Here is a 19,222-nt window from a genome sequence, read left to right as displayed (position 1 = left end):
CACCGAGGTAGGACAGGGGCCCAGGCGATGCCGTTTTATGTCCGATTCATAAGTCGTTACGGCAATGGGCTCGTCATCATCCTCTTCGGCCTGATGGCGCTGGCGATGCTGTTCGGCAGGAAGTCCAGTCTCACCGGGACACTGGTCTTTGCGCTCCCGGCGGCGATGTGCACGTTCAACCTCTGGACGCTGCGGCGCGCGGCGCAGGCGCTGTCTGAGGAGGAATGGCTGAAGAGCGAAGTCCGCAAGGCGGAGCTGCGCCGCAGGCTCCACGACATGGCCATGGAAGACGCGACGCGCCGGCCGCCGCCCATGCCCGTTCTCAGCCTTCCGGCCACGTCGTCGTCCACGCTCCCCGCCGACCGGAGCGGCGGTTCCACACCGGACTGAACTGCACGATTTGCGCGGCGCGGGGGCGATGCTACATACCGTCCCATGACCGACCTCGCACACATCCGGAACTTCGCGATCATCGCGCACATCGACCACGGCAAGTCGACGCTCGCCGACCGGTTGATTCAGATCTGCGGCGGCCTGACCGACCGCGAGATGCGCGAACAGGTGCTCGACAACATGGAGTTGGAGCGCGAGCGCGGCATCACGATCAAGGCGCAGACCGTCCGCTTGGACTACACGGCCAAGGACGGTCAGCAGTACGAGCTGAACCTCATCGACACGCCCGGCCATGTCGACTTCGCCTACGAGGTCAGCCGCAGCCTCGCCGCCTGCGAGGGCTCGCTGCTCGTCGTCGACGCCACCCAGGGCGTCGAGGCGCAGACGCTCGCCAACGTCTATCAGGCAATCGACAACAATCACGAGATCGTGCCGGTCCTGAACAAGGTCGACCTGCCGGCGGCCGAGCCCGACCGCATCAAGCAGCAGATCGAGGACGTCATCGGCCTCGACGCCTCGGACGCGGTCGAGATCTCGGCCAAGACCGGCATGGGCGTGCCCGACGTGCTGGAGGCGCTAGTCCAGCGCCTGCCGCCGCCGACGGGCGAGCGCGACGCGCCGCTCCAGGCGCTGCTCGTCGATTCCTGGTACGACCCCTATCTCGGCGTCATCACCCTGGTGCGGGTGAAGAACGGCGTGGTGCGCAAGGGCATGCGCATCCGCATGATGGCGAACGATTCCGTCTACGACGTCGACGACGTCGGCATCTTCAAGCCGAAGAAGATGAAGGTCGACGAACTCGGCCCCGGCCAGATCGGCTACATTAACGCCGCCATCAAGACGGTGGCCGACTGCCAGGTCGGCGACACCATCATCGACGACCGCAACCCGGCCGCCGGCCCGCTGCCCGGCTTCAAGCCCAGCGTGCCGGTCGTCTTCTGCTCGCTCTTCCCGGTCGACGCCGCCGATTTCGAGCATCTGCGCGAGAGCCTCGGCCGCCTGCGCCTGAACGACGCCAGCTTCGCCTTCGAGGCGGAGAGTTCGCCCGCCCTGGGCTTTGGCTTCCGCTGCGGCTTCCTCGGGCTGCTGCATCTCGAGATCGTGCAGGAGCGGCTCGAGCGCGAGTTCAACCTCGACCTCATCGCGACGGCGCCGTCGGTCGTCTACCGCCTGCACATGAACGACGGCTCGATCAAGGAACTGCACAATCCGGCCGACATGCCGGACGTGGTGAAGATCGCCAAGATCGAGGAACCCTGGATCAAGGCGACGATCTTCGTTCCGGACGAGTATCTGGGCTCGATCCTAAAGCTGTGCGAGGACCGCCGCGGCCAGCAGCAGGAACTCACCTATGCCGGCGCCCGCGCCATGGTGGTCTACCGCCTGCCGCTGAACGAGGTGGTGTTCGACTTCTACGACCGGCTGAAGTCGGTCAGCCGCGGCTATGCCAGCTTCGACTATGCCATCGAAGGCTATGAGGAGGGCGACCTCGTCAAGCTGTCGATCCTGGTCAACCTGGAGCCGGTCGACGCGCTCTCGATGATCGTCCACCGCAGCCAGGCCGAGCCGCGCGGCCGCGCCCTGTGCGCCCGCCTGAAGGACCTGATCCCGCGCCAGCTCTTCAAGATCGCCATCCAGGCGGCGATCGGCGCCAAGGTGATCGCCCGCGAGACCGTCAGCGCGATGCGCAAAGACGTGACCGCGAAATGCTACGGCGGCGACATCACCCGCAAGAAGAAGCTCCTGGAGAAGCAGAAGGAGGGCAAGAAGAAGATGCGCACCTTCGGCAAGGTCGAGATTCCGCAGTCCGCCTTCATCGCCGCCCTGAAGATGGGCGAGGGCTGATGGGCCCGGCGGCTCCCGCACTTTCCCTGCGGGACCGCATCGGCATCGATTTCGGCCGCAGGCTGCCCGCCGAGGAAGCCGTCGCCTGGGCGGCGGCGCACGGCATCCGCTTCGCCGACGTCGAACTCGACCTCGCGCCCAACGCGCTGGAGAGTTTCGACGCCGACCGCTGCGCCCGCCTGCGCGACGCCTGCGCCGAGCACGGCGTAGCACTCGGCCTGCACACCCTCTCGGCCGTCAACGTCGCCGAGGTCTCGCCCTTCCTGCGCGACGCCGCCGACGCCTATCTCAGGGCCTATATCGACGTCGCCGCCGCGACCGGCGCCGGCTGGATCGTCGTCCACGCCGGCTACCATTTCACCGCCGACCGCGACGCGCGCATGACCGCCGCCCTCGACCGCCTGAACCGCGCCGTCGATCACGCCGAGGTGCGCGGCGTCCGGCTCCTCCTGGAAAACACCAACCGCGAACCCGACCGCGCCGAGGTCCACTATCTCGCCCACTCGATCGAGGAATGCCGCTTCTTCTTCGACCGCATCGCCTCGCCGCACCTCGGCTGGTCCTTCACCGTCAACCACGCCACCCTGGAACCAGAAGGCATCGCCGGCTTCCTCGACGCCTTGCCGTTCGACCGCTGCAGCGAGGTGCGGCTGGCCGACAGCAACGGCGAATACGAGCAGCACCTGCCCCCCGGCGACGGCATGATCGACTGGCCCGACCTGTTCCGCCGCACCGAGGGGGCGGGGTTCGCCGGGCACTATATGTGCGCCTGGGGAACGCCGGACGACATGGTGCGGGGGCGAGAGTGGATGGCGGCGCGCTGAAGCGCGGCTGACGGACGTCAGTCATTGCCAGCGCGGAGGCACCCGCTCGGGCCGGCGGCTTTTCCAGGCGGCGTAATGCGGCACCAGTTCGTCCGGCAGTTCCGCCGCGAACGCCGCGTCCAGCGGGAACTGCGGCATCGTCTCCGCGACCGCGTCGAGCAGCGCCGTTCCCTGCTTCGCGTCCTTGGGCCGCTTCAGCGGGTTCCGCTTCGCCTGCGCCGACATCCACAGCTTGTGCAGGGCGAACCAGCGCGGGTCGGGTGCGACGATGCGCGCGGGCGATCCGTCGCGCGCCACCACGGTGCGGGTCACCGGCCGCCCCGGCAGCAGCCATTCCTGCTCCTCCAGCGGCGTCGGCCGCGGCCGGTCGGTTCGCGCCATGCCTGCGGCGCGCGAAGGAGCGGTCAGTATCTCCACCTCGTACGCGGCAGCGTTGCGCGCCTGGAAGCTGCGTTCCGTGTTCACAGTATAGGTCGGATCGACCGCCTTCAGCATCGTCCAGACCGGCGCGGCGGGATCGCCGTCTTCCGATTGCCGTGCGATCCACGCCATGTCGAAATCCTCGGTCTCCTCCGGCGCGCCGCGGATCAGGCCGCCCGCCTCCACCGCATAGGCCGGCATCGCGTTGGTGCCGATCACCATCAGGTGCGTGCCCAGCAACTGGCGCCGGTCGGCCTCGCGCAGGATGCGCGCCGCCTCGGACGCCAGCAGCGGCAGCCGCAGCGCACGATAGAGCCGCGCCGTCTCGGCAAGCCGCGCCGCACTCAGGTCGCGCCGCTCCGCCGCCTCCGCCTTGTCGCGGCGATAGGTTTCGTACGCCGCCTCGTTCTCCGCCGACCGCGGCCCCAGGCTCCGCCCGTTGCCCACCCGGTCGGTGACCGCGTAGAGGTAGTCGCGGCCGGAGATCCGCTTCCACTTCAGGCCATAGGGCAGGGCGAACAGCCGCCGCTCGGCCTCGATCCAGACCTCGTACTGCTGCTCCAGGTTCACGAGAAGCCGCAACTGCTCCTCGCTGAACGGCACGACCGCACCGGGCGTCGCGGCGTCGGACATGAATTTATCCCGCAAATGGCAATTTCGCCGATATGCGGGATAAATGACCCCGGCGGGCTCTGGGACAAAGCAGAATCCCACGGTGTCCCCAGCCCGCTATTTGCATGTCCCCCGCGCGCGCCGCACTCTTTCGGGCGGCACCATGGCGGAGGCATGCGATGACCCGGACCCTCGAACTCTCCACCCCCCTTCCCACCGCCGGCTTCGGCGGCACGGTGCGCCTCGCGGAGGCACCGGGCGACGCCAATGCCCTGGTCGCGGCGGCCGAGGCGGTGCCGGAGACGCTGCCGCGTATGCTGGCCGAGGCGGGCGGGGTGCTGGCGCTGCAGGGTCTAGACGGCATTTCCGACGATCCCATGCTGCTGCTGCGGCTCTCGCGCCTGTTCGGGCCGGAGGTCGAGGACTATCGCCGCACGCTGACCGCGCTGAACATGGTGCACGGCGCGGTGCCGGAGATCTTCATCGTCTCCAACGTGCCGCCGGTGAAGCGGGCGCCGCCGAAGCGGCCGGAGCCGCCGCTGACCGCCGACGGCCGTTTCCCGGTGCAGTATCCGCAGCGCAGCGGCTGGCACACCGACCAGAGCTATCGCCGGCCGCCGCCGGACATCTCGCTCTTCTACTGCAAGGTGGCGGCACCGCGCGACCAGGCGCAGACCCTGTTCGCCGACGGCACCGCCGCCTATGCCGCCCTGCCGCCCGACCTGAAGGCCCGCGTTGACGGGCTGGAGGCGCTGCACGTCAAGCCGCACAGCGGCCGCACCCGCGCCGACATGCTGGCCGGCGCCACCCCCGGCCCGCAGGAGCCGCTCGCCCGCTCGCAGCGCCAGCCGGTGGTGCGCGCCCATCCGGTCACCGGCCGCCCCGCCCTCTATCTCTGCGAGTCGAGCCAGCTCGACTGGTTCGAGGGACCGTTCGTCGGATTGGAGCCCGGCCCGCACGGCGAGGGTGCCGCCCTGCTCGACGCGCTGATGACCCACTACACGCGGCCGGAATTCGTCTACGTCCACGAATGGACGGCCGGCGACCTCGTCGTCTGGGACAATCGCTGCACCGTCCACACCGCCACCTGGTTCGACGCCGACCATGTCGACCGCGTCATGTGGCGCACCACCGTCCGCGGCAACCCCGGCGCCCTCTACGACGGCGAGGCGCGCAGCTGGCTGCCCCCGGAAGCAAAGGGCGACGCGGCGGCGGCGGAGTAGGGCGGCGCACCAGCGGCCCACCGGCGGTTCACTGGCGGCCGGGGCAGGCTCGACAGCGGCGGCGGCGGAGACCTACTCTGCCCGCATGCGACGACTTCCCCTCGGTCCCATGGATGCCTTCGTCGCGGTGGCGCGGGCGGGGAGCCTCGCCGGCGCCGCGTCGGACATGAACCTCACGGTCCCGGCCCTCAGCCGCCGCATCGGCATGCTGGAGGCGGAACTCGGCGTCCGCCTGTTCCGGCGCCACGCGCGCGGCCTCGATCTCACCGAAGCGGGGGCCGCCTATTTCGCAGCACTCGCCCCGGCCTGGGAGGGCATGCGCGACGCGACCGAGGCCGTCCGCGCGCAGGGGAGGGACGGCGCGATCAGGGTCAGCGTCATGCCGACCTTCGCCGCGAACTGGCTGGTGCCGCGGCTCGGCCGGCTGCGCGGGCGCCACGCCGATCTCCGGGTCGAGTTCCACACCTCAGCGGACCTCGTGGACCTGGAGGCGCGGCCGGATATCGACGCCGCGATACGGCTGGGCAGGGGGCCTTGGCCGGGACTGGATTGCGAGCCCTTCCTGCCCGTGCAGGCCTTTCCCGTGGCGAGCCCCGCCTTCGTCGCCACCCTGCCGGCGGAACGCCGACCGCGCGACCTGCTGCTCGGGCACCCGCTGATCGGCACCTCCCACCAGCCGGCGTTCTGGCGCGACTGGTTCGCCGGCGCGGGCGTCGACGGGCCGCTGCCGGAGGTGCGCGGCTTCGACAATCTCCAACTCGTCTACGAGGCGGCGGCGGCCGGGATGGGCGTCGCGTTGGGGCTCGATCCTCTCGTGCGCCCGTATGTCGAGCAGGGCCGGCTCGTGCGCCTGTTTCCCGGACAGGTCGCCTTGCCGTCGCGCTTCCATCTGCTGCGCCGCCGGGGTGGCACGCCGGACCGCCGCTTCCGGCAGTTCCGGACATGGCTGCGCACCGAGGCGGCGGCCTTCGCCCCGACGCCGGCCGCGACGGTCTGAGCCCCCGCATGTTGCACGGAACTGAGCCCTCGCGTCTGCGAACTGAATGGTGCCGCGGCACGCGCCCGTCTAGCGTCCCGGCCAGGGCAACAGCGCGCGGAGCACCCGGCTCCCGCCGGCCGGGATGCACCGCCGATGAGGACGTACCGCCTTCACTACTTCCCCGAGTCCGGGAACAGCTTCAAGCTGGCACTCATGCTGACGCTCTGCGGCGCATCGTTCGAGCCGGTCTGGACCGATTTCGGCGCCGGGGTCACGCGCACCGCCGACTGGCGCGCGCGCGTCAATCCGATGGGCGAGATCCCGGTGCTGGAGGAGGACGGCGTCCGGTTCACGCAGACCGCGCCGATCCTGCTGCGCCTCGCCGAGCGCTACGGCCGCTTCGGCGGCCGGGACGAGGCGGAACGGTTCGAGGTGCTGCGCTGGCTCTTCTGGGACAATCAGAAGCTCAGCGGCTTCCTGGCGGCCTACCGCTACCGGCGCGCGTTCACGCCCGCCCCGGATCCGCAGGTGCAGGCCTATCTGCGCGGCCGGGTCGACGATTTCCTCGGCATCCTCGACGCCCAGGTGCGGGATCGGGCGTTCGTCGTCGGCGACCGGCCGACGGTCGCAGACCTGTCGATGTGCGGCTATCTCGCCTTTCCGCCCGAGGAGGCCGGTTACGATCTGCCCGCCGCCTACCCGGCGGTGGCCGCCTGGCTGCAGCGGCTGGCCACACTGCCGGGCTGGCAGGCACCATACGCACTTTTGCCGGGCAAACGCCTGCCACGCACCGTCTGACCGGCGCCGCGGACGGCGGCCGCAGGGGCATTGCCCTCGGCACCGCCGGTCGTCCCGCGTGAGCGACGCCGGCACACCATCCAGGGCGGGTCGTGCGGGCGCCGTCCGTCTGACCGCGATCCTCTCCCTCGGCCTCGTCCTCAACCAGATCGGCCTCATGGCCTTTCCCGCGGTGCTGCCGACGCTGGTGCCGCTCTGGGACCTTACCGAGACCGAGGCGGGATGGATCGGCGGCATCTATTTCGCCGGCTACGCCGCCGCGGTGCCCTTCATGTCGGGCCTCACCGACCGCATCGACGGTCGGCGCGTCTGGGCGGTGGCGTCGGTCATCGGTGCCGTGGCGTCGCTCGCCTTCGTCTTCGCCGAGGGCTTCTGGGGTGGCCTGGCAGCCCGCTTCCTCAGCGGGGTCGGCCTCGCCGGGGTGCACATGCCGGGGCTAAAGCTGCTGGCCGAACGCACCGCCGGCCCGGCGCAGGCGCGCGCAACCGGCATCTATACCGCCGCCTATGCCGTGGGCAGCGGCGGCTCCTTCGTCGTCGCCGGCCTAGTCGCCGCAGCCTGGGGCTGGGAGTGGGCGTTCGTCGCCGGTGCCGTGGGGCCGCTGCTGGCGGTGCCGCTGTTGCTCCTCGTGCCGCCGGTGGAGCGGCACGCAAACGCTGCGACCGCGCCGCCCCTGGCGATGCTCGACGTGCGGCCCGTGCTGCGCAACCGCGACGTCGTCGCCTGGATCGCGTGCTATGTGGGCAACACCTGGGAGGTGTTCGCCATCCGCACCTGGTTCGTCGCCTTCGTCGTCTTCAACGCCGGCCTGCCCGGCAATGACGGCTTCGGCTGGAATCCGGCGCTGCTGTCCGGCATCTCGGCGCTGCTCGCCGTGCCGGCGACGATCCTGATCGCCGAACTGGCCGTGCGGGTCGGCCGGCCGCGCATGGTGCTGGCGGTCACCGTCGCCTCGGTCCTGGTCTGTGTGGCACTCGCCGTGCTGCGCGAGGCGGCGTTCCCGCTGGTCCTCGCCCTGCTGCTGCTGCACGGCAGCACCAGCTTCGGCGACACCGGCTCCATCGCCGGCGGCGTGGTGGCGTCGGCCGATCCGCGCCGCCGCGGCCTGACCCTGGCGCTCTACGGCTTCTGCGGCTTCGTCGCCGGCTTCCTCGGGCCCCTGGCGGTGGGCGTCACGCTCTATCTCTTCGGCGGGATGAGCGATCCCGACGCCTGGTCCGCCGCCTTCCTGGTGATGGCGCTCGGCTCGGCTCTGGGCGCCGTCACGGTGCTGCTGCGTTTCGGCTGGCGCGCGCGCTAGGCTGGGCCGGCTCGGCCGCGGGAGCGGTTGCACGGGACTTGCTTGCCCCAGAACGACAGCCAGGGAGGACGCGATGTCCGCAGACGAATTCGACGCCGAGGCGGTGCTGGCGGGTGCCGCCGCCATGCTGGACCTGACGATCACGGCGGAGCAGCGCCCCGGCGTGCTGATGCACCTCGCCAACACGCGCCGCGTGGCGCAGGCGGTGCTCGACTTCCCGCTGCCGCCCGAGACCGAGAACGGCCCGGTGTTCCGGTCATGAGCATCCTCGAAGGCACCGCCGCCGGCATTGCTGCGGCCGTCCGCGCCGGCGACGTCACGGCCGCCGCCGTGACCGAGGCGGCCCTGCTGCGCATCGAGCGGACCAACCCGCACCTGAACGCCTTCACCGACGTGACGGCCGAGCGCGCCCGGACCGAGGCCGCCGCCGTCGACGCGACCATCGCCGCCGGCCGCGATCCCGGCCCGCTCGCCGGCGTGCCGTTCGCCGTGAAGAACCTGTTCGACATCGCCGGCCTGCCGACGCGCGCCGGGTCGAAGATCAACCGCGACCGCCCGCCGGCCGCCGCCGACGGCCCGCTGATCCGGCGCCTGAACGGTGCGGGCGCCGTGCTGCTCGGCGGTCTCAACATGGGCGAGTACGCCTACGACTTCACCGGCGAGAATGCCCATGACGGGCCGGCGCGCAACCCGCACGACCCGACCCGCATGACCGGCGGTTCGTCCGGCGGCTCGGGCGGCGCCGTGGCGGCCGGCATGGTGCCGCTGGCGCTGGGGTCGGACACGAACGGCTCGATCCGCGTGCCGTCCTCCTTCTGCGGCATCTTCGGCCTGAAGCCGACCTATGGCCGCCTGCCGCGCACCGGCAGCTTCCCCTTCGTCGACAGTTTCGACCATCTCGGCCCCTTCGCCCGCTCGGTCGCCGACCTCGCGGCGGCCTACGACGCGATGCAGGGGCCGGACGCCGGCGACGCCGCCTGCACCGCCTGGGGCGTCGAGCCGGTCGCCACGGACCTGGCCAAGGGCACCGACGGCCTGCGCATCGCGGTCGCCGGCGGCTACTTCCGCCGCGGCGGCGAGGCCCAGGCCTACGAAGCCGTCGACCGCTGCGCCGCCGCCCTCGGGGTGTCGCGCGAGGTCGAGATCCCCGAGGCGGCCCGCGCCCGGGCCGCCGCCTTCGTCATCAGCAACGTCGAGGGGGCGGCGCTGCATCTCGACACCGTCCGCTCCCGCGCCGACGACTACGACCCGGAGGTGCGCGACCGGCTGATCTCCGGCGCCATGATCCCCGGCACTTGGTACGTGAAGGCGCAGCGCTTCCGCCGCTGGTTCCACGCCCGCATGCTGGAGGTCTTCCGCGACGTCGACGTCATCCTGGCGCCGGCGACGCCGGTGACGGCGCCGAAGCTCGGCCAGAAGACCATGGTGCTCGACGGGGTGGAGATGCTGCTGCGGCCGAACATCGGCATCTACACCCAGCCGATCTCCTTCATCGGCCTGCCGGTCGCCGCCGTGCCGCTGCACGGCCTGGGCGCAATGCCCATCGGCGTCCAGGTGATCGCCCCGCCCTGGCGCGAGGATCTGGCCCTGCGCGTCGCCCACACGCTGGAGGCGGCCGGTGTCGCCACGGCACCGGTCGCGGGAGCATGAGCATGGAACGCGACATCCCCGACGTGGTGGCCGAGGTCGAGGCCGTCTTCGCCCGGTACGAGGCGGCGATCGTCGCCAACGACGTCGCCGTCCTGGACGAACTCTTCCTCGACGACCCGCGCACCATCCGCTACGGCATGGCCGAAAACCTCTACGGCCATGCCGAGATCAGGGCCTTCCGCGCCGGCCGCGACCCACGCGGCCTCGCCCGGACGCTGCACCGCACGGTCATCTCGACCTGGGGCCGCGACTTCGCGACGGCGATGACCGAGTTCCGCCGCGACGGCACGCCCAAGGTCGGCCGCCAGAGCCAGACCTGGGTCCGCACCCCCGCCGGCTGGCGGGTCGTCGCGGCCCATGTGAGCCTAATCGACCCGCCGCGCTGAGGTCTACTCGCCCGCCTTCAGCTTGTCGGCGTTCAGCTTGTCGAAGTCGGGCGTGTTGGAGCCCGACACGGCCAGCCGGTTCGACTTGGTGTTGGCGAGCGCCGCCGCGGCGCGTTCGTTCTCCTGGATCTTGGCCATCACCGCCTGGCTCGCCCGCTCGAACGAGGCGCGGTTCTCGATCACGTATTTCTGCGAGCGGCGCAGGCCGTCCATATAGCCGTTGATCTCCGGCACGACGTAGCGCGCCACCATGTCCCAGCTGCGGAACGTGTCCTCGGGGTTGGCCCAGTCGTGGGCGAAGCCGATCACCGTGCCGAAGCCGCCGCTCTTCTCGCGGATGTCGCGGATGCGCGCGATCAGGTCGTCCGGCGTGCCGATGGTCGACGCTGCGTTGCGCGAGAAGCCGGTCTTCTCCACCGCCTCCTCGGGCGACTTGAACGGCTTGGCGCCCGGCCGCTGCAGCGTGCCGACGATATATTCGTTGTGCCAGCGCATCAGGCCGCGGCCGGCCTGTTCGGCCGCCTTCTCGCGCGTCTCGGCGATGTGCCACATCAGCACGACGCGCCAGTTCTTGCGGTCCACCACCTGGCCGTGCTTGGCCGCCGCCTCCTCGGCGAAGCTCCACTGCATGGGGAGCGCGGTCAGGCCCTCGGTCGAGGTCGAGCCGACCGAGATGATGCCGATGCCGTGCTTGCCGGCCAGCGTCATGCCCGACGGGCTGATCTGCGAGGCGACGGCGAACGGCATGTCCTCCTGCAGCGGAAGGAGCTGCAGCGCCGCGTCGCGCATGGTGAACCAGTCGCTCTCCGCGGTGACGCGCTCGCCGCGCATCAGGCGGCGGATGACGCCGATCGCCTCGTCCTGGCGGTCGCGCTGCACCATGGGGTCGATGCCGAGCGCGAAGGCGTCGGAGGAGAGGGCGCCGGGGCCGGAGCCGAAGATCGCGCGCCCGCCCGTCATGTGGTCGAGCTGCACCATGCGCTGCGCCACGTTGAACGGGTGGTGATAGGGCAGGGAGACGACGCCGGTGCCCAGCATGATGCGCTTGGTCCGCTCGCCCGCCGCCGCCAGGAACATCTCCGGCGAGGCGATGGTCTCCCAGCCGCTGGAGTGATGCTCGCCGCACCAGAACTCGTCGAGGCCCAGCCGGTCGCAATGCTCGGCGAGGTCCAGGTCGCGGCGGAACTGGAGCATCGGGTGCTCGCCGATCGGGTGGTGCGGCGCCAGGAACGCGCCGAAGCGCATGCGGGGGTTGGGGCTCGCGGTGGGCTGGGACATCGGGGCGGATCTCACTCTTATTGTGCGTGGTGCGAAGATGCCGTGCCCGCGATTTCCGGTCGAGTCCCCCACCCTCCGGTTGCTCGGTGCAGATCGGGGTGCGGTTGCGGTTGCTTCCGGGGGATTTGGCCGCTATATAGCCGCGCTTCACGGAGGGCGCGATGAAAGCCGACATTCACCCGGATTATCACGAGATCACGGTCATCATGACCGACGGGACCGAGTACAAGACGCGGTCGACCTACGGCAAGCCGGGCGCCTCGCTGCGTCTCGACATCGACCCGCTCGTGCACCCGGCCTGGACCGGCGGCACCGGCCGCATGCTCGACACGGGCGGCCAGGTCGCGCGCTTCAACAAGCGCTTCTCAGGCCTCGGCATAAAGTAGGCCGCGCGTCGATGCCGCAGGATCCCTCCGCAGCGCGCCCCGGCGCCGCCGCGAAGGGTCGCGGCATGACGCGTGAAGAGAGACAGGCGGCAGCGCTGCGCGAAAACCTCCGCCGCCGCAAGGACCAGTCGCGCGCCCGCACCCAGGCGGACGCCGCCGGCGAACCCGCGCCCGACGAGAGCTGACGCTTCGTAGTCCCACCTTCCCGGCCGGAGGGGCGCAGCCCCGGAGCGCCGGGACCCAGAGCCCGCGCACCGCCCCCCTGGGCCCCGGCGCGCGACGCCTGCGGCGCCGCGTCCGGGGAGGTGCGGATGAGTGCCTCCACCCGCACAACCCGCCGTTCCCGCCGCCCCCGCGATCCCGCATAATCCCCTCCAAGCACGAAGCACCGACGGGGGGAAGCGCATGTATCCGGGTCTGCACGACGAGGCGCGGTGGAGCCTGCCCGAGATCCTCGCCTGGCAGGCGGAGCGTCGCGGCGACGCCCTCTTCGTGCGCACGGTAGACGGCTCCGACCTCACCTACGCCCAAACCGCCGCCGCCGCCGCCCGCATGGCCGGCTTCCTCGCCGCCCTGGGCATCCGCCCCGGCGACCCGGTCGCCGTCATGCTGCCGAACGGCCTCGACTTCGTGCGCGTCTGGTTCGGCCTCTGCCGCCTGGGTGCCGTCGCCGTCCTGCTCAACACCGAACTGAAGGGCGCCTTCCTCGAGCATCAGGTCGCGAACAGCGGTGCGGCGCTCGCCATAGCCGACGCGTCCGCCGCCGCCCGCTTCGCCGAGATCGCGCCGCGCATCCCCGGCCTGAAGACCCTGCTGACCACCGAATCCCTGCCCGACGGTCCCGAGGCGCCGCCGCCGTTCGAGACCGTCCCCCTCGACGGCTGGCGCGCCGCCGCCCCCTATGACGGCCCCATGCCGCGGGCGCGCGACACCGCCTGCATCATGTACACCTCCGGCACCACCGGCCCGTCCAAGGGCGTGCTGATGCCCCAGGCGCACTGTTTCCTGTTCGGCCTGTCGACGGTGGAGCGGCTGCGCATGACGCCGGCCGACCGTTACTATGTCGTCCTGCCGCTGTTCCACGCCAACGGCCTGCTGATGCAGCTGGGCGCCACGCTGATCGCCGGCGCCTCGGCCGTCGTGCGCCCGCGGTTCAGCGCGTCGGCCTGGGTCGAGGACATCCGCGCCCACGGCTGCACCCTGACCAACATGCTGGGGGCCGTCGGCGCCTTCGTCTGCGCGCGGGCCCCCACCGCCGGCGACCGCGACCATGCCTTGCGCGCCGTCACCGCCGCCCCCAACCCGCCGGCGCACGAGGCCACCCTGCGCGACCGCTTCGGCGTGCCGGAGGTGGTCAGCGTCTACGGCATGACCGAGGTCAACATCCCCCTCTACGGCGAGGTCGGCCTCGCCCGCCCCGGCACCTGCGGCCGGCCGCTGGAGCGCTGGTTCGACGTGATCGTCGCCGATCCGGAGACCGACGTGGCCTTGTCGGCCGAGGCCCTGTCGGCGGGCGCGGTGGGCGAGCTGCTGGTGCGGCCGCGCACCGCCTTCGGCTTCATGGCGGGCTATCACCGCATGCCGGAGGCCACGGTGGCGGCGTGGCGCAACCTCTGGTTCCACACCGGAGACGCGGTGACGATGGCCGAGGACGGCTATGTCGTGTTCGTCGACCGCATCAAGGACTGCATCCGCCGCCGCGGCGAGAACATCTCGTCGTTCGAGGTGGAATCCGCCATCGAGCGCCTGCCCGGCGTCGCCGAGGCCGCCGCCTATGCCGTGCCCTCCGGCATCGACGGCGGCGAGGACGAGGTGATGCTGGCCGTCGTGGCTCAGCCCGGCGCCACCCTGGACCCCGCCGCCATCGCCGCCCACGCCGACCGCGAACTCCCCCGCTACGCCCAGCCCCGCTTCATCGAGATCGTGCCGGACCTGCCGAAGACCCCGACGGCCAAGGTGCAGAAGGCGAAGCTGCGCGCACGCGGGGTGGGGCCGGGGACGTGGGATCGGGTGGGGTGATAACGGGCTATCGCCAGAGGGAGCCGAAGAGCCTCAATTTCGCCGGGATCGGCGCCAATCCCATGGCGCGTCAAAATCGCTCTGCCAGATCCCACGACTGGCCGCTTTGGCGACCCGTTCTTCCTCTACGTAGTCACTGGAATATTTGACATAGGCGAGTGCCCAACCATTCTCGACGAGCCAACCGCCGATGTCATCGGTCGCCTTGGTCGCGCACCTACCGATAGATCGGCCATATCTGTCTGTGTCCAGGATAACGCAGTCCAGGGGAGCGCGATCGATCAGCTTTGTCAGCGCCAAGGTCGCCTGCTCTCCACACGACCACGCAGTGCTTCGAGTGCCGCAGTTCTGTGCGGCCTCAGGCGCATCGATTCCATGCAACCGGACGACCTCCGCGCCAATCTCAATCGTGTCGCCATCAATCACACGGGCATCACCTGCAACGGAGGTTCGTGAAGCCGCTTCAGTACTACGGTCAAAATTCGCGGACCGGCGAAGGCGTATTTCGATCCTCCGTCTAGATTTCTGATCACCCGTCGGTGCATTGACGCTTATCTGATCGGTAGGAAAGAGAAGCTGCCCGGCGGAGAGGGGGAGTATGGTGAGATCCTTCAAAGACGCGTGCTTATTTAACACATCGACAACCGAAACCGCTCGCGCTAGACCGAGTCCAGCGTTGTCGCCAGGCGCCAATCGCTCGGCTGGCGCCTTATTTTGCAAGACAGACAAGATGTTTGTATCGAGATTCGAGTTGCGCCCGATGATCGGTTGATCATCGGTGTGGCCGATTACTTCGATTATATCGACATTGTATTGATCGACCAATCGGATGATGTGGTCCGCAATCCTGCCAGATAGCTGTTGCTCGAATTCGGGTGAAACGGCAGCGCGGCCGGTCTGGAAGCTATAGCCGTCCGCTTCGCTAAGACTGATTATTGGCGGTAGGTCGTTATCCCCTGTCCTGGGGGCACTACGCGCAGCGCCAGCGGCCACAAGTTTACCAACCTGAGCCGGACTCGCGCCCGACAGCCCAAGGGGCTGAAGTTCATCCCGCAACGCTCGGCCATAGTCAGCATCAGCGGCTACTTCCACTAAGTCCTTGTCGGAACGTATCAACTGGTTCGCCGACGCAAGCTGGGCTGCATTGGCTTCTATCATCCTCGATGTAAGGCCCTTCTCGGCTGCCTGCTGCAAAATTTTCTGCGCGCGCACTAGATCACGCCACTCCTCGGCAATCTCGCGACCGGAGCGAGGGTCGTCGGGCTTCACGGCGAGGTTAATTAAATGAGAAAGCTCTACGATTTCCGTATGTTGTGAGGCGACTTTCGCTTGTAGCTCGCGCTTAGCATCCGCTTCAGCCTTAAACAAGATCGCGCTGGTGATGAGGAGACAAAAAATAACGAGTAGTAGCGCCTCCGCCATTGTCAAACCTAGGATGATGCCACGGCCATACCCTGCGCGGTTCTGGTTAATTGAAGTGCCGTGGCGCATTACCACCACCGCTTAGGGCGTGCGGGCGGTGGACCGTCGGCAGAGGCGTCATTCGAGGCTGTCTCTGCCTCATCCCTGACGGCGTACAATGGGGCGGTAGGTCTCGCTCGCTGGATTTCGAGGGAGGTACTGATCTGAGTGGCCACCTTCTCCATCGAATCCAGCGACTCCCTAAGCGCGCTGGTTGACTCCGTAAGACCTGCTGAAACAGCTACGAGCTCCGCGCTGGCATGGCGGCTACTTTCAAGCGCCTCGCGTGACAGCCGCGCGTTATCGTCTATCGTGCGGCTGAGCCGTTCGAGGATTTCGGACACGGGCTTAAGCTGTTGCTCGATAATATCGCCTGGGGTTTTTATCGCGAGGATCTGTTGTGCCACGGCTAAGATGGCATCGTTGACCGCATGCGAGGAGGCGGAAAGGCGCTCCGACTCCTGCGATAGCTTATCACCGGCTTCCTCAAGGCGAGCTCTGATCATCGATGTCATGGTACCGATCGTGTCGCCCGCGGCATGTGTTGCTTTATCCAACGGCTCGCGCGTTGCGGCGAGTGTGCTGTCAAACTCTGAACTCACCCGCTTCGTGAGGGACGCAACTTCTTTGCCCACTTCGTCATAAGCTTCGGTCAGGGATTGCTGGAGCGACCTTCGAAAGCCGGAGAGCTCTAAGGCGGTATTATCCAATTCGCGCCGCACTTTCCGTGAAGCTTCTGCGAGTTCCAATCGGGCAGAGCGTTCGACGTCGAGCGGATCCCTCCGCATCTGATTGAAAAGTACCCGCAGCGCTATCCCGGCGATTGTCGAGGCAATGGCGATGCCGAAGTTACGAACAATGTTTTCTGCGCCGGAAGAAGTGTCGAATTGATAGAGCGAGACGCCAAGGCTGCAGAGAGTGAAAAGAAAACCCATGTAGTAAAGGTTGTCGCCCGCCTGGTCGTCCCGCAGCGAAAAGCGCCGCAGCAAAACAGTAAATCCGGCGTAGGCAAGCATGAAGCATACGGGCACACCGGTAACAATATAGGGGGCAAGCCCGCTGAACTTGGAGACAAGTATGAAGGCGGCCCCAGCGGTAACGAATGCAAAAAAGACGAGCGCATTAATGTAGGGCCGGTCAATGTCATCAGTGCTACGTTGGCGGCGCATTTATGACGCTCCCTGAACTCGCTTGGCGGCCACTAATGTTCCGTTGCTGGCATTAATCCAGCGTTCCCAGAAAGAAAGATGCGACACAGAGTTAATATTCACGCCACTTCGCGGCACATAAATGATAGAGACTGCGGCACCGTATAGGTTGGCCTGAAGTCGCTGGTAGGCGCTAGACTTCTGGAATCTCTCATATGAAAGGTCGCCTTTATACTGGCTGTAGCCATCGGAATTCTGGATCATATCGGACGCGATAATCAGGCGCCGTTCCTTCAGCTGGTCCACGTCGCTGGCAAAACGTTCCGCGGTTATCTGTTGTATTGACTCCATAATCGGGGAACTTTTCGCGTCAGCGCCGTCGAACCCCGCTCTGAGCGCCTGTTCAAGGGGCTCTCTGAAGCCGGCTTGCCAGCGACGTCGAACGAGCTGCGGCGCTGCGGTTATCTCGCTAAGATTCGATCCATCGCCAGGGTTACACTTCGAAAACGCGATTGTCCCCCCTGGGTTAGGTGACGGGATCACGCGGAGTTCGAGCAGTCCGTGAATCGGCGTCTTGTATGCGAGGTCCTCAAGTGCAACCTTTAGTTCGGTCCGTGCAAGGACGGAAAGGCTGTCAGAGGTATCCAGCAGGACGACCGTGACCGACCGTGGGCCATCACTGGGGCACAGTGTTTCGCGGTCGAGAGTGGGGGCCGACGGCGTGGACGCATACAAATAAATGATTGCCCCGAGAACCAAGAGGCTGACCGCAAAAAGACTGGTCGCTACCGCTATGGCGGATAGATTGCGTGCTGGTGGTCTGCTACGCCTGCGGCGCGCCATTATGCGTCTCCGGTATAAGATCATCCAACTGGCGATAATGATCGATCGCGGTGTCAAACTCCCGATGTACGCCCTTGATATTGTCGCTTAATACTTGTTGAATTTCATGAATCCGTGCCTGCAATGTTTCCGACTCCCATCCAGTGGGTGGGTTGGCCGGGATAGATATCCGTTCTAACTGAAAGGGCATTGTGTAGCGCTTTGGTGGCTTGGTCGTTCGCGCGCTGACGTTCGCTTCCCGGTAGGTAGTGAGGAGTACCCCGCCGGTTCGCTCAAGATGGTTCTGATGCTGGTCGAATAAATGTACGAGGCGCGCTCTCGCAGCAAGGATCGAATCGTGCTCGGCTCGCCGGTCTGCCAGATCAGAGTAAATCTCCTTCAGCGCGTCATCATAGGAGTCGCGAACATCAATCAGCGTGTCGATGGCGTACTCCTTCTTCCGACTATAATCGGCCCGCGCTTTTCGCAGTCTCTGCTCCAGGTGGCCGTAGCCGGGGTAAGGATCGAAAAGAAAGAGAGCGTCAATAAATGCAATTAGAGAAAACAGAACGCCTAGAAAGAGTAAGATGGCAGACCGGATGTCGCCAAGGCCCAAGGGGTCGTTCGAGAGTTTTTCCAGGACAAGTTGAGCGCCGCCGTCAATAAATGTCGCGGTTATGTCTCGATAGTGTGCGAGAGCGAGGTTTAATGCAAGCGCGATGCCCGCGTATATTGGTATCGACAGTAGGCCGAAAAGCTTTCTGAAATAATTCCTGTGATTTAGGTTGCGTGCGCCGAAAACGGCCAAGACGATGGCGCTACCGATGTTTATTGCGGAAAATGAGAGTGCCTCAACGAATCCCCCGACCAAGCCTTGTTCGTTGCCTTTTGCAAGAAAGACGCTATTCGCGAGGGTCTCGACGACCAAAAGGGTAAATATTATCGAGATTTTAACGAAATAAATAGCGCCTTCTTGAACTCGCGCGGAGCGCCGCAACCCATTATCGGCCTTGAACGTATTTCGTTCTTCTTCAAGATCCTTTAAGTCGCGCCGGGCTCCATGTAGATCGTCGCGGCCTTTGGCCACCTCTGCCTTAAACGTGCCTACGCATGCCTGCGCAGCTTGTTCGATGGCCGAAAAGCGGCCTTCAAAGTCGAGGGCGGAAAGGCGGTCGGCATAGGTCTGCAACTCGTCTTCAAGAATTCCATGAGCGCGCTTCTTCTCCTGCTCCACGCGCTCCACGATCCGAGCTTCGACCTCATCAAGGGTTGCGGACGACGTTAGCGGCTCGCCCCGCCCACCGCGTTCCTTTCCAAAACGCTCTAACTGTAGGTCCGCGGCCACGCGGTTCACATCGAGGTCAGGGAAGACCTCGATCGATGGGCGACGATCATGCGAAGGCCGTTTGACCGTCTCCAGAAGGCGTGAGAGGGGTGTTGTTGGCACGTTGTCGGTCCTGTTCGACTACTGGCTCCGTGGCTTGCGCGATCACACTAGTGGAGGGAGATGAAGCCGGAAACCCCGGTTGCATCCAGCGTGATCCCGCCCGGAAAGGTAGCTCTAAGAGTTGTGGAATAAGAAAAAAAGCTCTATCTTGTCAAGGCCCCTGCGGGGTGCGCTGTCGGACCTGTGAATATGCCCAGCACGGACGGAAACGGCCGACGGTGCCCTTTGCGC

At 67.2% G+C, this 19,222-nt stretch carries 18 protein-coding genes; 12 read left to right on the top strand and 6 right to left on the bottom strand.

Features of this window, described 5'->3' with window-relative positions:
* Positions 1-27: 27 nt before the first annotated feature.
* From ABIE65_RS19070 to ABIE65_RS19060, 3 genes are read left to right on the top strand one after another with little or no spacing between them, the layout of a single operon-like run.
* Positions 28-390: a hypothetical protein gene (locus ABIE65_RS19070; RefSeq protein ID WP_354079934.1), complete on the top strand. Its 363-nt coding sequence runs from the start codon at positions 28-30 to the stop codon at positions 388-390.
* 45 nt (positions 391-435) lie between these two features.
* Positions 436-2,238, top strand: a complete 1,803-nt coding sequence (gene lepA, locus ABIE65_RS19065) for a translation elongation factor 4 (RefSeq protein ID WP_354079932.1) — start codon at positions 436-438, stop codon at positions 2,236-2,238.
* On the top strand, positions 2,238-3,062 hold the full coding sequence (locus tag ABIE65_RS19060) for a sugar phosphate isomerase/epimerase family protein (RefSeq protein WP_354079930.1): 825 nt from the start codon (positions 2,238-2,240) through the stop codon (positions 3,060-3,062). The genes lepA and ABIE65_RS19060 overlap by 1 nt, the downstream gene beginning before the upstream one ends.
* Before the next feature lie 21 nt (positions 3,063-3,083).
* Here ABIE65_RS19060 and ABIE65_RS19055 read toward each other — a convergent pair whose 3' ends face one another.
* Positions 3,084-4,115, bottom strand: coding sequence for a GSU2403 family nucleotidyltransferase fold protein (locus ABIE65_RS19055; protein WP_354079928.1), 1,032 nt, complete (start codon positions 4,113-4,115; stop codon positions 3,084-3,086).
* 158 nt (positions 4,116-4,273) lie between these two features.
* Between ABIE65_RS19055 and ABIE65_RS19050 the strand changes: the two genes are divergently transcribed.
* The 7 genes from ABIE65_RS19050 (at position 4,274) to hpxZ (ending at position 10,430) form a co-directional block, all read left to right on the top strand.
* Complete coding sequence (locus ABIE65_RS19050) at positions 4,274-5,317, top strand: TauD/TfdA dioxygenase family protein (RefSeq protein ID WP_354079925.1); 1,044 nt, start codon at positions 4,274-4,276, stop codon at positions 5,315-5,317.
* A gap of 85 nt (positions 5,318-5,402) precedes the next feature.
* Entirely contained in the window at positions 5,403-6,314 is a 912-nt protein-coding gene (locus tag ABIE65_RS19045; RefSeq protein ID WP_354079923.1) for a LysR substrate-binding domain-containing protein, read from the top strand.
* 135 nt (positions 6,315-6,449) lie between these two features.
* Positions 6,450-7,094 (top strand): glutathione S-transferase family protein, encoded by a 645-nt coding sequence (locus ABIE65_RS19040; RefSeq protein WP_354079921.1) that lies wholly within the window; start codon positions 6,450-6,452, stop codon positions 7,092-7,094.
* A 58-nt stretch (positions 7,095-7,152) separates the two neighbouring features.
* Complete coding sequence (locus ABIE65_RS19035; protein WP_354079919.1) at positions 7,153-8,394, top strand: MFS transporter; 1,242 nt, start codon at positions 7,153-7,155, stop codon at positions 8,392-8,394.
* A 73-nt stretch (positions 8,395-8,467) separates the two neighbouring features.
* Entirely contained in the window at positions 8,468-8,656 is a 189-nt protein-coding gene (locus ABIE65_RS19030) for a DUF4089 domain-containing protein (RefSeq protein ID WP_354079918.1), read from the top strand.
* Positions 8,653-10,044: an AtzE family amidohydrolase gene (locus ABIE65_RS19025; RefSeq protein WP_354079916.1), complete on the top strand. Its 1,392-nt coding sequence runs from the start codon at positions 8,653-8,655 to the stop codon at positions 10,042-10,044. Before ABIE65_RS19030 ends, ABIE65_RS19025 begins: the two co-directional genes overlap by 4 nt.
* A gap of 2 nt (positions 10,045-10,046) precedes the next feature.
* Entirely contained in the window at positions 10,047-10,430 is a 384-nt protein-coding gene (gene hpxZ / locus ABIE65_RS19020) for an oxalurate catabolism protein HpxZ (RefSeq protein WP_354079914.1), read from the top strand.
* 3 nt (positions 10,431-10,433) lie between these two features.
* Here hpxZ and ABIE65_RS19015 read toward each other — a convergent pair whose 3' ends face one another.
* A complete protein-coding gene (locus ABIE65_RS19015) occupies positions 10,434-11,708 on the bottom strand; it encodes an LLM class flavin-dependent oxidoreductase (RefSeq protein WP_354079913.1) in 1,275 nt (424 codons plus the stop codon).
* Between the two features lie 161 nt (positions 11,709-11,869).
* Between ABIE65_RS19015 and rpmE the strand changes: the two genes are divergently transcribed.
* A complete protein-coding gene (rpmE, locus tag ABIE65_RS19010) occupies positions 11,870-12,094 on the top strand; it encodes a 50S ribosomal protein L31 (protein ID WP_354079911.1) in 225 nt (74 codons plus the stop codon).
* Between the two features lie 405 nt (positions 12,095-12,499).
* Positions 12,500-14,113, top strand: coding sequence for an AMP-binding protein (locus ABIE65_RS19005; protein WP_354079909.1), 1,614 nt, complete (start codon positions 12,500-12,502; stop codon positions 14,111-14,113).
* A gap of 33 nt (positions 14,114-14,146) precedes the next feature.
* Here ABIE65_RS19005 and ABIE65_RS19000 read toward each other — a convergent pair whose 3' ends face one another.
* From ABIE65_RS19000 to ABIE65_RS18985, 4 genes are read right to left on the bottom strand one after another with little or no spacing between them, the layout of a single operon-like run.
* Complete coding sequence (locus ABIE65_RS19000) at positions 14,147-15,604, bottom strand: thermonuclease family protein (RefSeq protein ID WP_354079907.1); 1,458 nt, start codon at positions 15,602-15,604, stop codon at positions 14,147-14,149.
* Positions 15,604-16,743 (bottom strand): methyl-accepting chemotaxis protein, encoded by a 1,140-nt coding sequence (locus tag ABIE65_RS18995; RefSeq protein WP_354079905.1) that lies wholly within the window; start codon positions 16,741-16,743, stop codon positions 15,604-15,606. Before ABIE65_RS18995 ends, ABIE65_RS19000 begins: the two co-directional genes overlap by 1 nt.
* Positions 16,744-17,565 (bottom strand): hypothetical protein, encoded by an 822-nt coding sequence (locus ABIE65_RS18990; RefSeq protein ID WP_354079903.1) that lies wholly within the window; start codon positions 17,563-17,565, stop codon positions 16,744-16,746.
* Positions 17,546-18,991, bottom strand: coding sequence for a hypothetical protein (locus ABIE65_RS18985; protein ID WP_354079901.1), 1,446 nt, complete (start codon positions 18,989-18,991; stop codon positions 17,546-17,548). The genes ABIE65_RS18990 and ABIE65_RS18985 overlap by 20 nt, the downstream gene beginning before the upstream one ends.
* Between the last annotated feature and the right edge of the window lie 231 nt (positions 18,992-19,222).

The sequence above is a fragment of the Constrictibacter sp. MBR-5 genome, assembly GCF_040549485.1.
Taxonomy (GTDB): Bacteria; Pseudomonadota; Alphaproteobacteria; order JAJUGE01; family JAJUGE01; genus Constrictibacter.
Note: the sequence above shows the minus strand (reverse complement) of the source record. Positions and strands in the feature narration are given on the sequence as shown.

Excerpts from the sequence above, each read along its gene's own strand:
- ABIE65_RS19070 (WP_354079934.1), top strand. The coding sequence starts at position 28 with ATGCCGTTTTATGTCCGATTCATAAGTCGTTACGGCAATGGGCTCGTC.
- lepA (WP_354079932.1), top strand. The coding sequence starts at position 436 with ATGACCGACCTCGCACACATCCGGAACTTCGCGATCATCGCGCACATC.
- ABIE65_RS19060 (WP_354079930.1), top strand. The coding sequence starts at position 2,238 with ATGGGCCCGGCGGCTCCCGCACTTTCCCTGCGGGACCGCATCGGCATC.
- ABIE65_RS19055 (WP_354079928.1), bottom strand. The coding sequence starts at position 4,115 with ATGTCCGACGCCGCGACGCCCGGTGCGGTCGTGCCGTTCAGCGAGGAG.
- ABIE65_RS19050 (WP_354079925.1), top strand. The coding sequence starts at position 4,274 with ATGACCCGGACCCTCGAACTCTCCACCCCCCTTCCCACCGCCGGCTTC.
- ABIE65_RS19045 (WP_354079923.1), top strand. The coding sequence starts at position 5,403 with ATGCGACGACTTCCCCTCGGTCCCATGGATGCCTTCGTCGCGGTGGCG.
- ABIE65_RS19040 (WP_354079921.1), top strand. The coding sequence starts at position 6,450 with ATGAGGACGTACCGCCTTCACTACTTCCCCGAGTCCGGGAACAGCTTC.
- ABIE65_RS19030 (WP_354079918.1), top strand. The coding sequence starts at position 8,468 with ATGTCCGCAGACGAATTCGACGCCGAGGCGGTGCTGGCGGGTGCCGCC.
- ABIE65_RS19025 (WP_354079916.1), top strand. The coding sequence starts at position 8,653 with ATGAGCATCCTCGAAGGCACCGCCGCCGGCATTGCTGCGGCCGTCCGC.
- hpxZ (WP_354079914.1), top strand. The coding sequence starts at position 10,047 with ATGGAACGCGACATCCCCGACGTGGTGGCCGAGGTCGAGGCCGTCTTC.
- ABIE65_RS19015 (WP_354079913.1), bottom strand. The coding sequence starts at position 11,708 with ATGTCCCAGCCCACCGCGAGCCCCAACCCCCGCATGCGCTTCGGCGCG.
- rpmE (WP_354079911.1), top strand. The coding sequence starts at position 11,870 with ATGAAAGCCGACATTCACCCGGATTATCACGAGATCACGGTCATCATG.
- ABIE65_RS19005 (WP_354079909.1), top strand. The coding sequence starts at position 12,500 with ATGTATCCGGGTCTGCACGACGAGGCGCGGTGGAGCCTGCCCGAGATC.
- ABIE65_RS19000 (WP_354079907.1), bottom strand. The coding sequence starts at position 15,604 with ATGCGCCACGGCACTTCAATTAACCAGAACCGCGCAGGGTATGGCCGT.
- ABIE65_RS18995 (WP_354079905.1), bottom strand. The coding sequence starts at position 16,743 with ATGCGCCGCCAACGTAGCACTGATGACATTGACCGGCCCTACATTAAT.
- ABIE65_RS18990 (WP_354079903.1), bottom strand. The coding sequence starts at position 17,565 with ATGGCGCGCCGCAGGCGTAGCAGACCACCAGCACGCAATCTATCCGCC.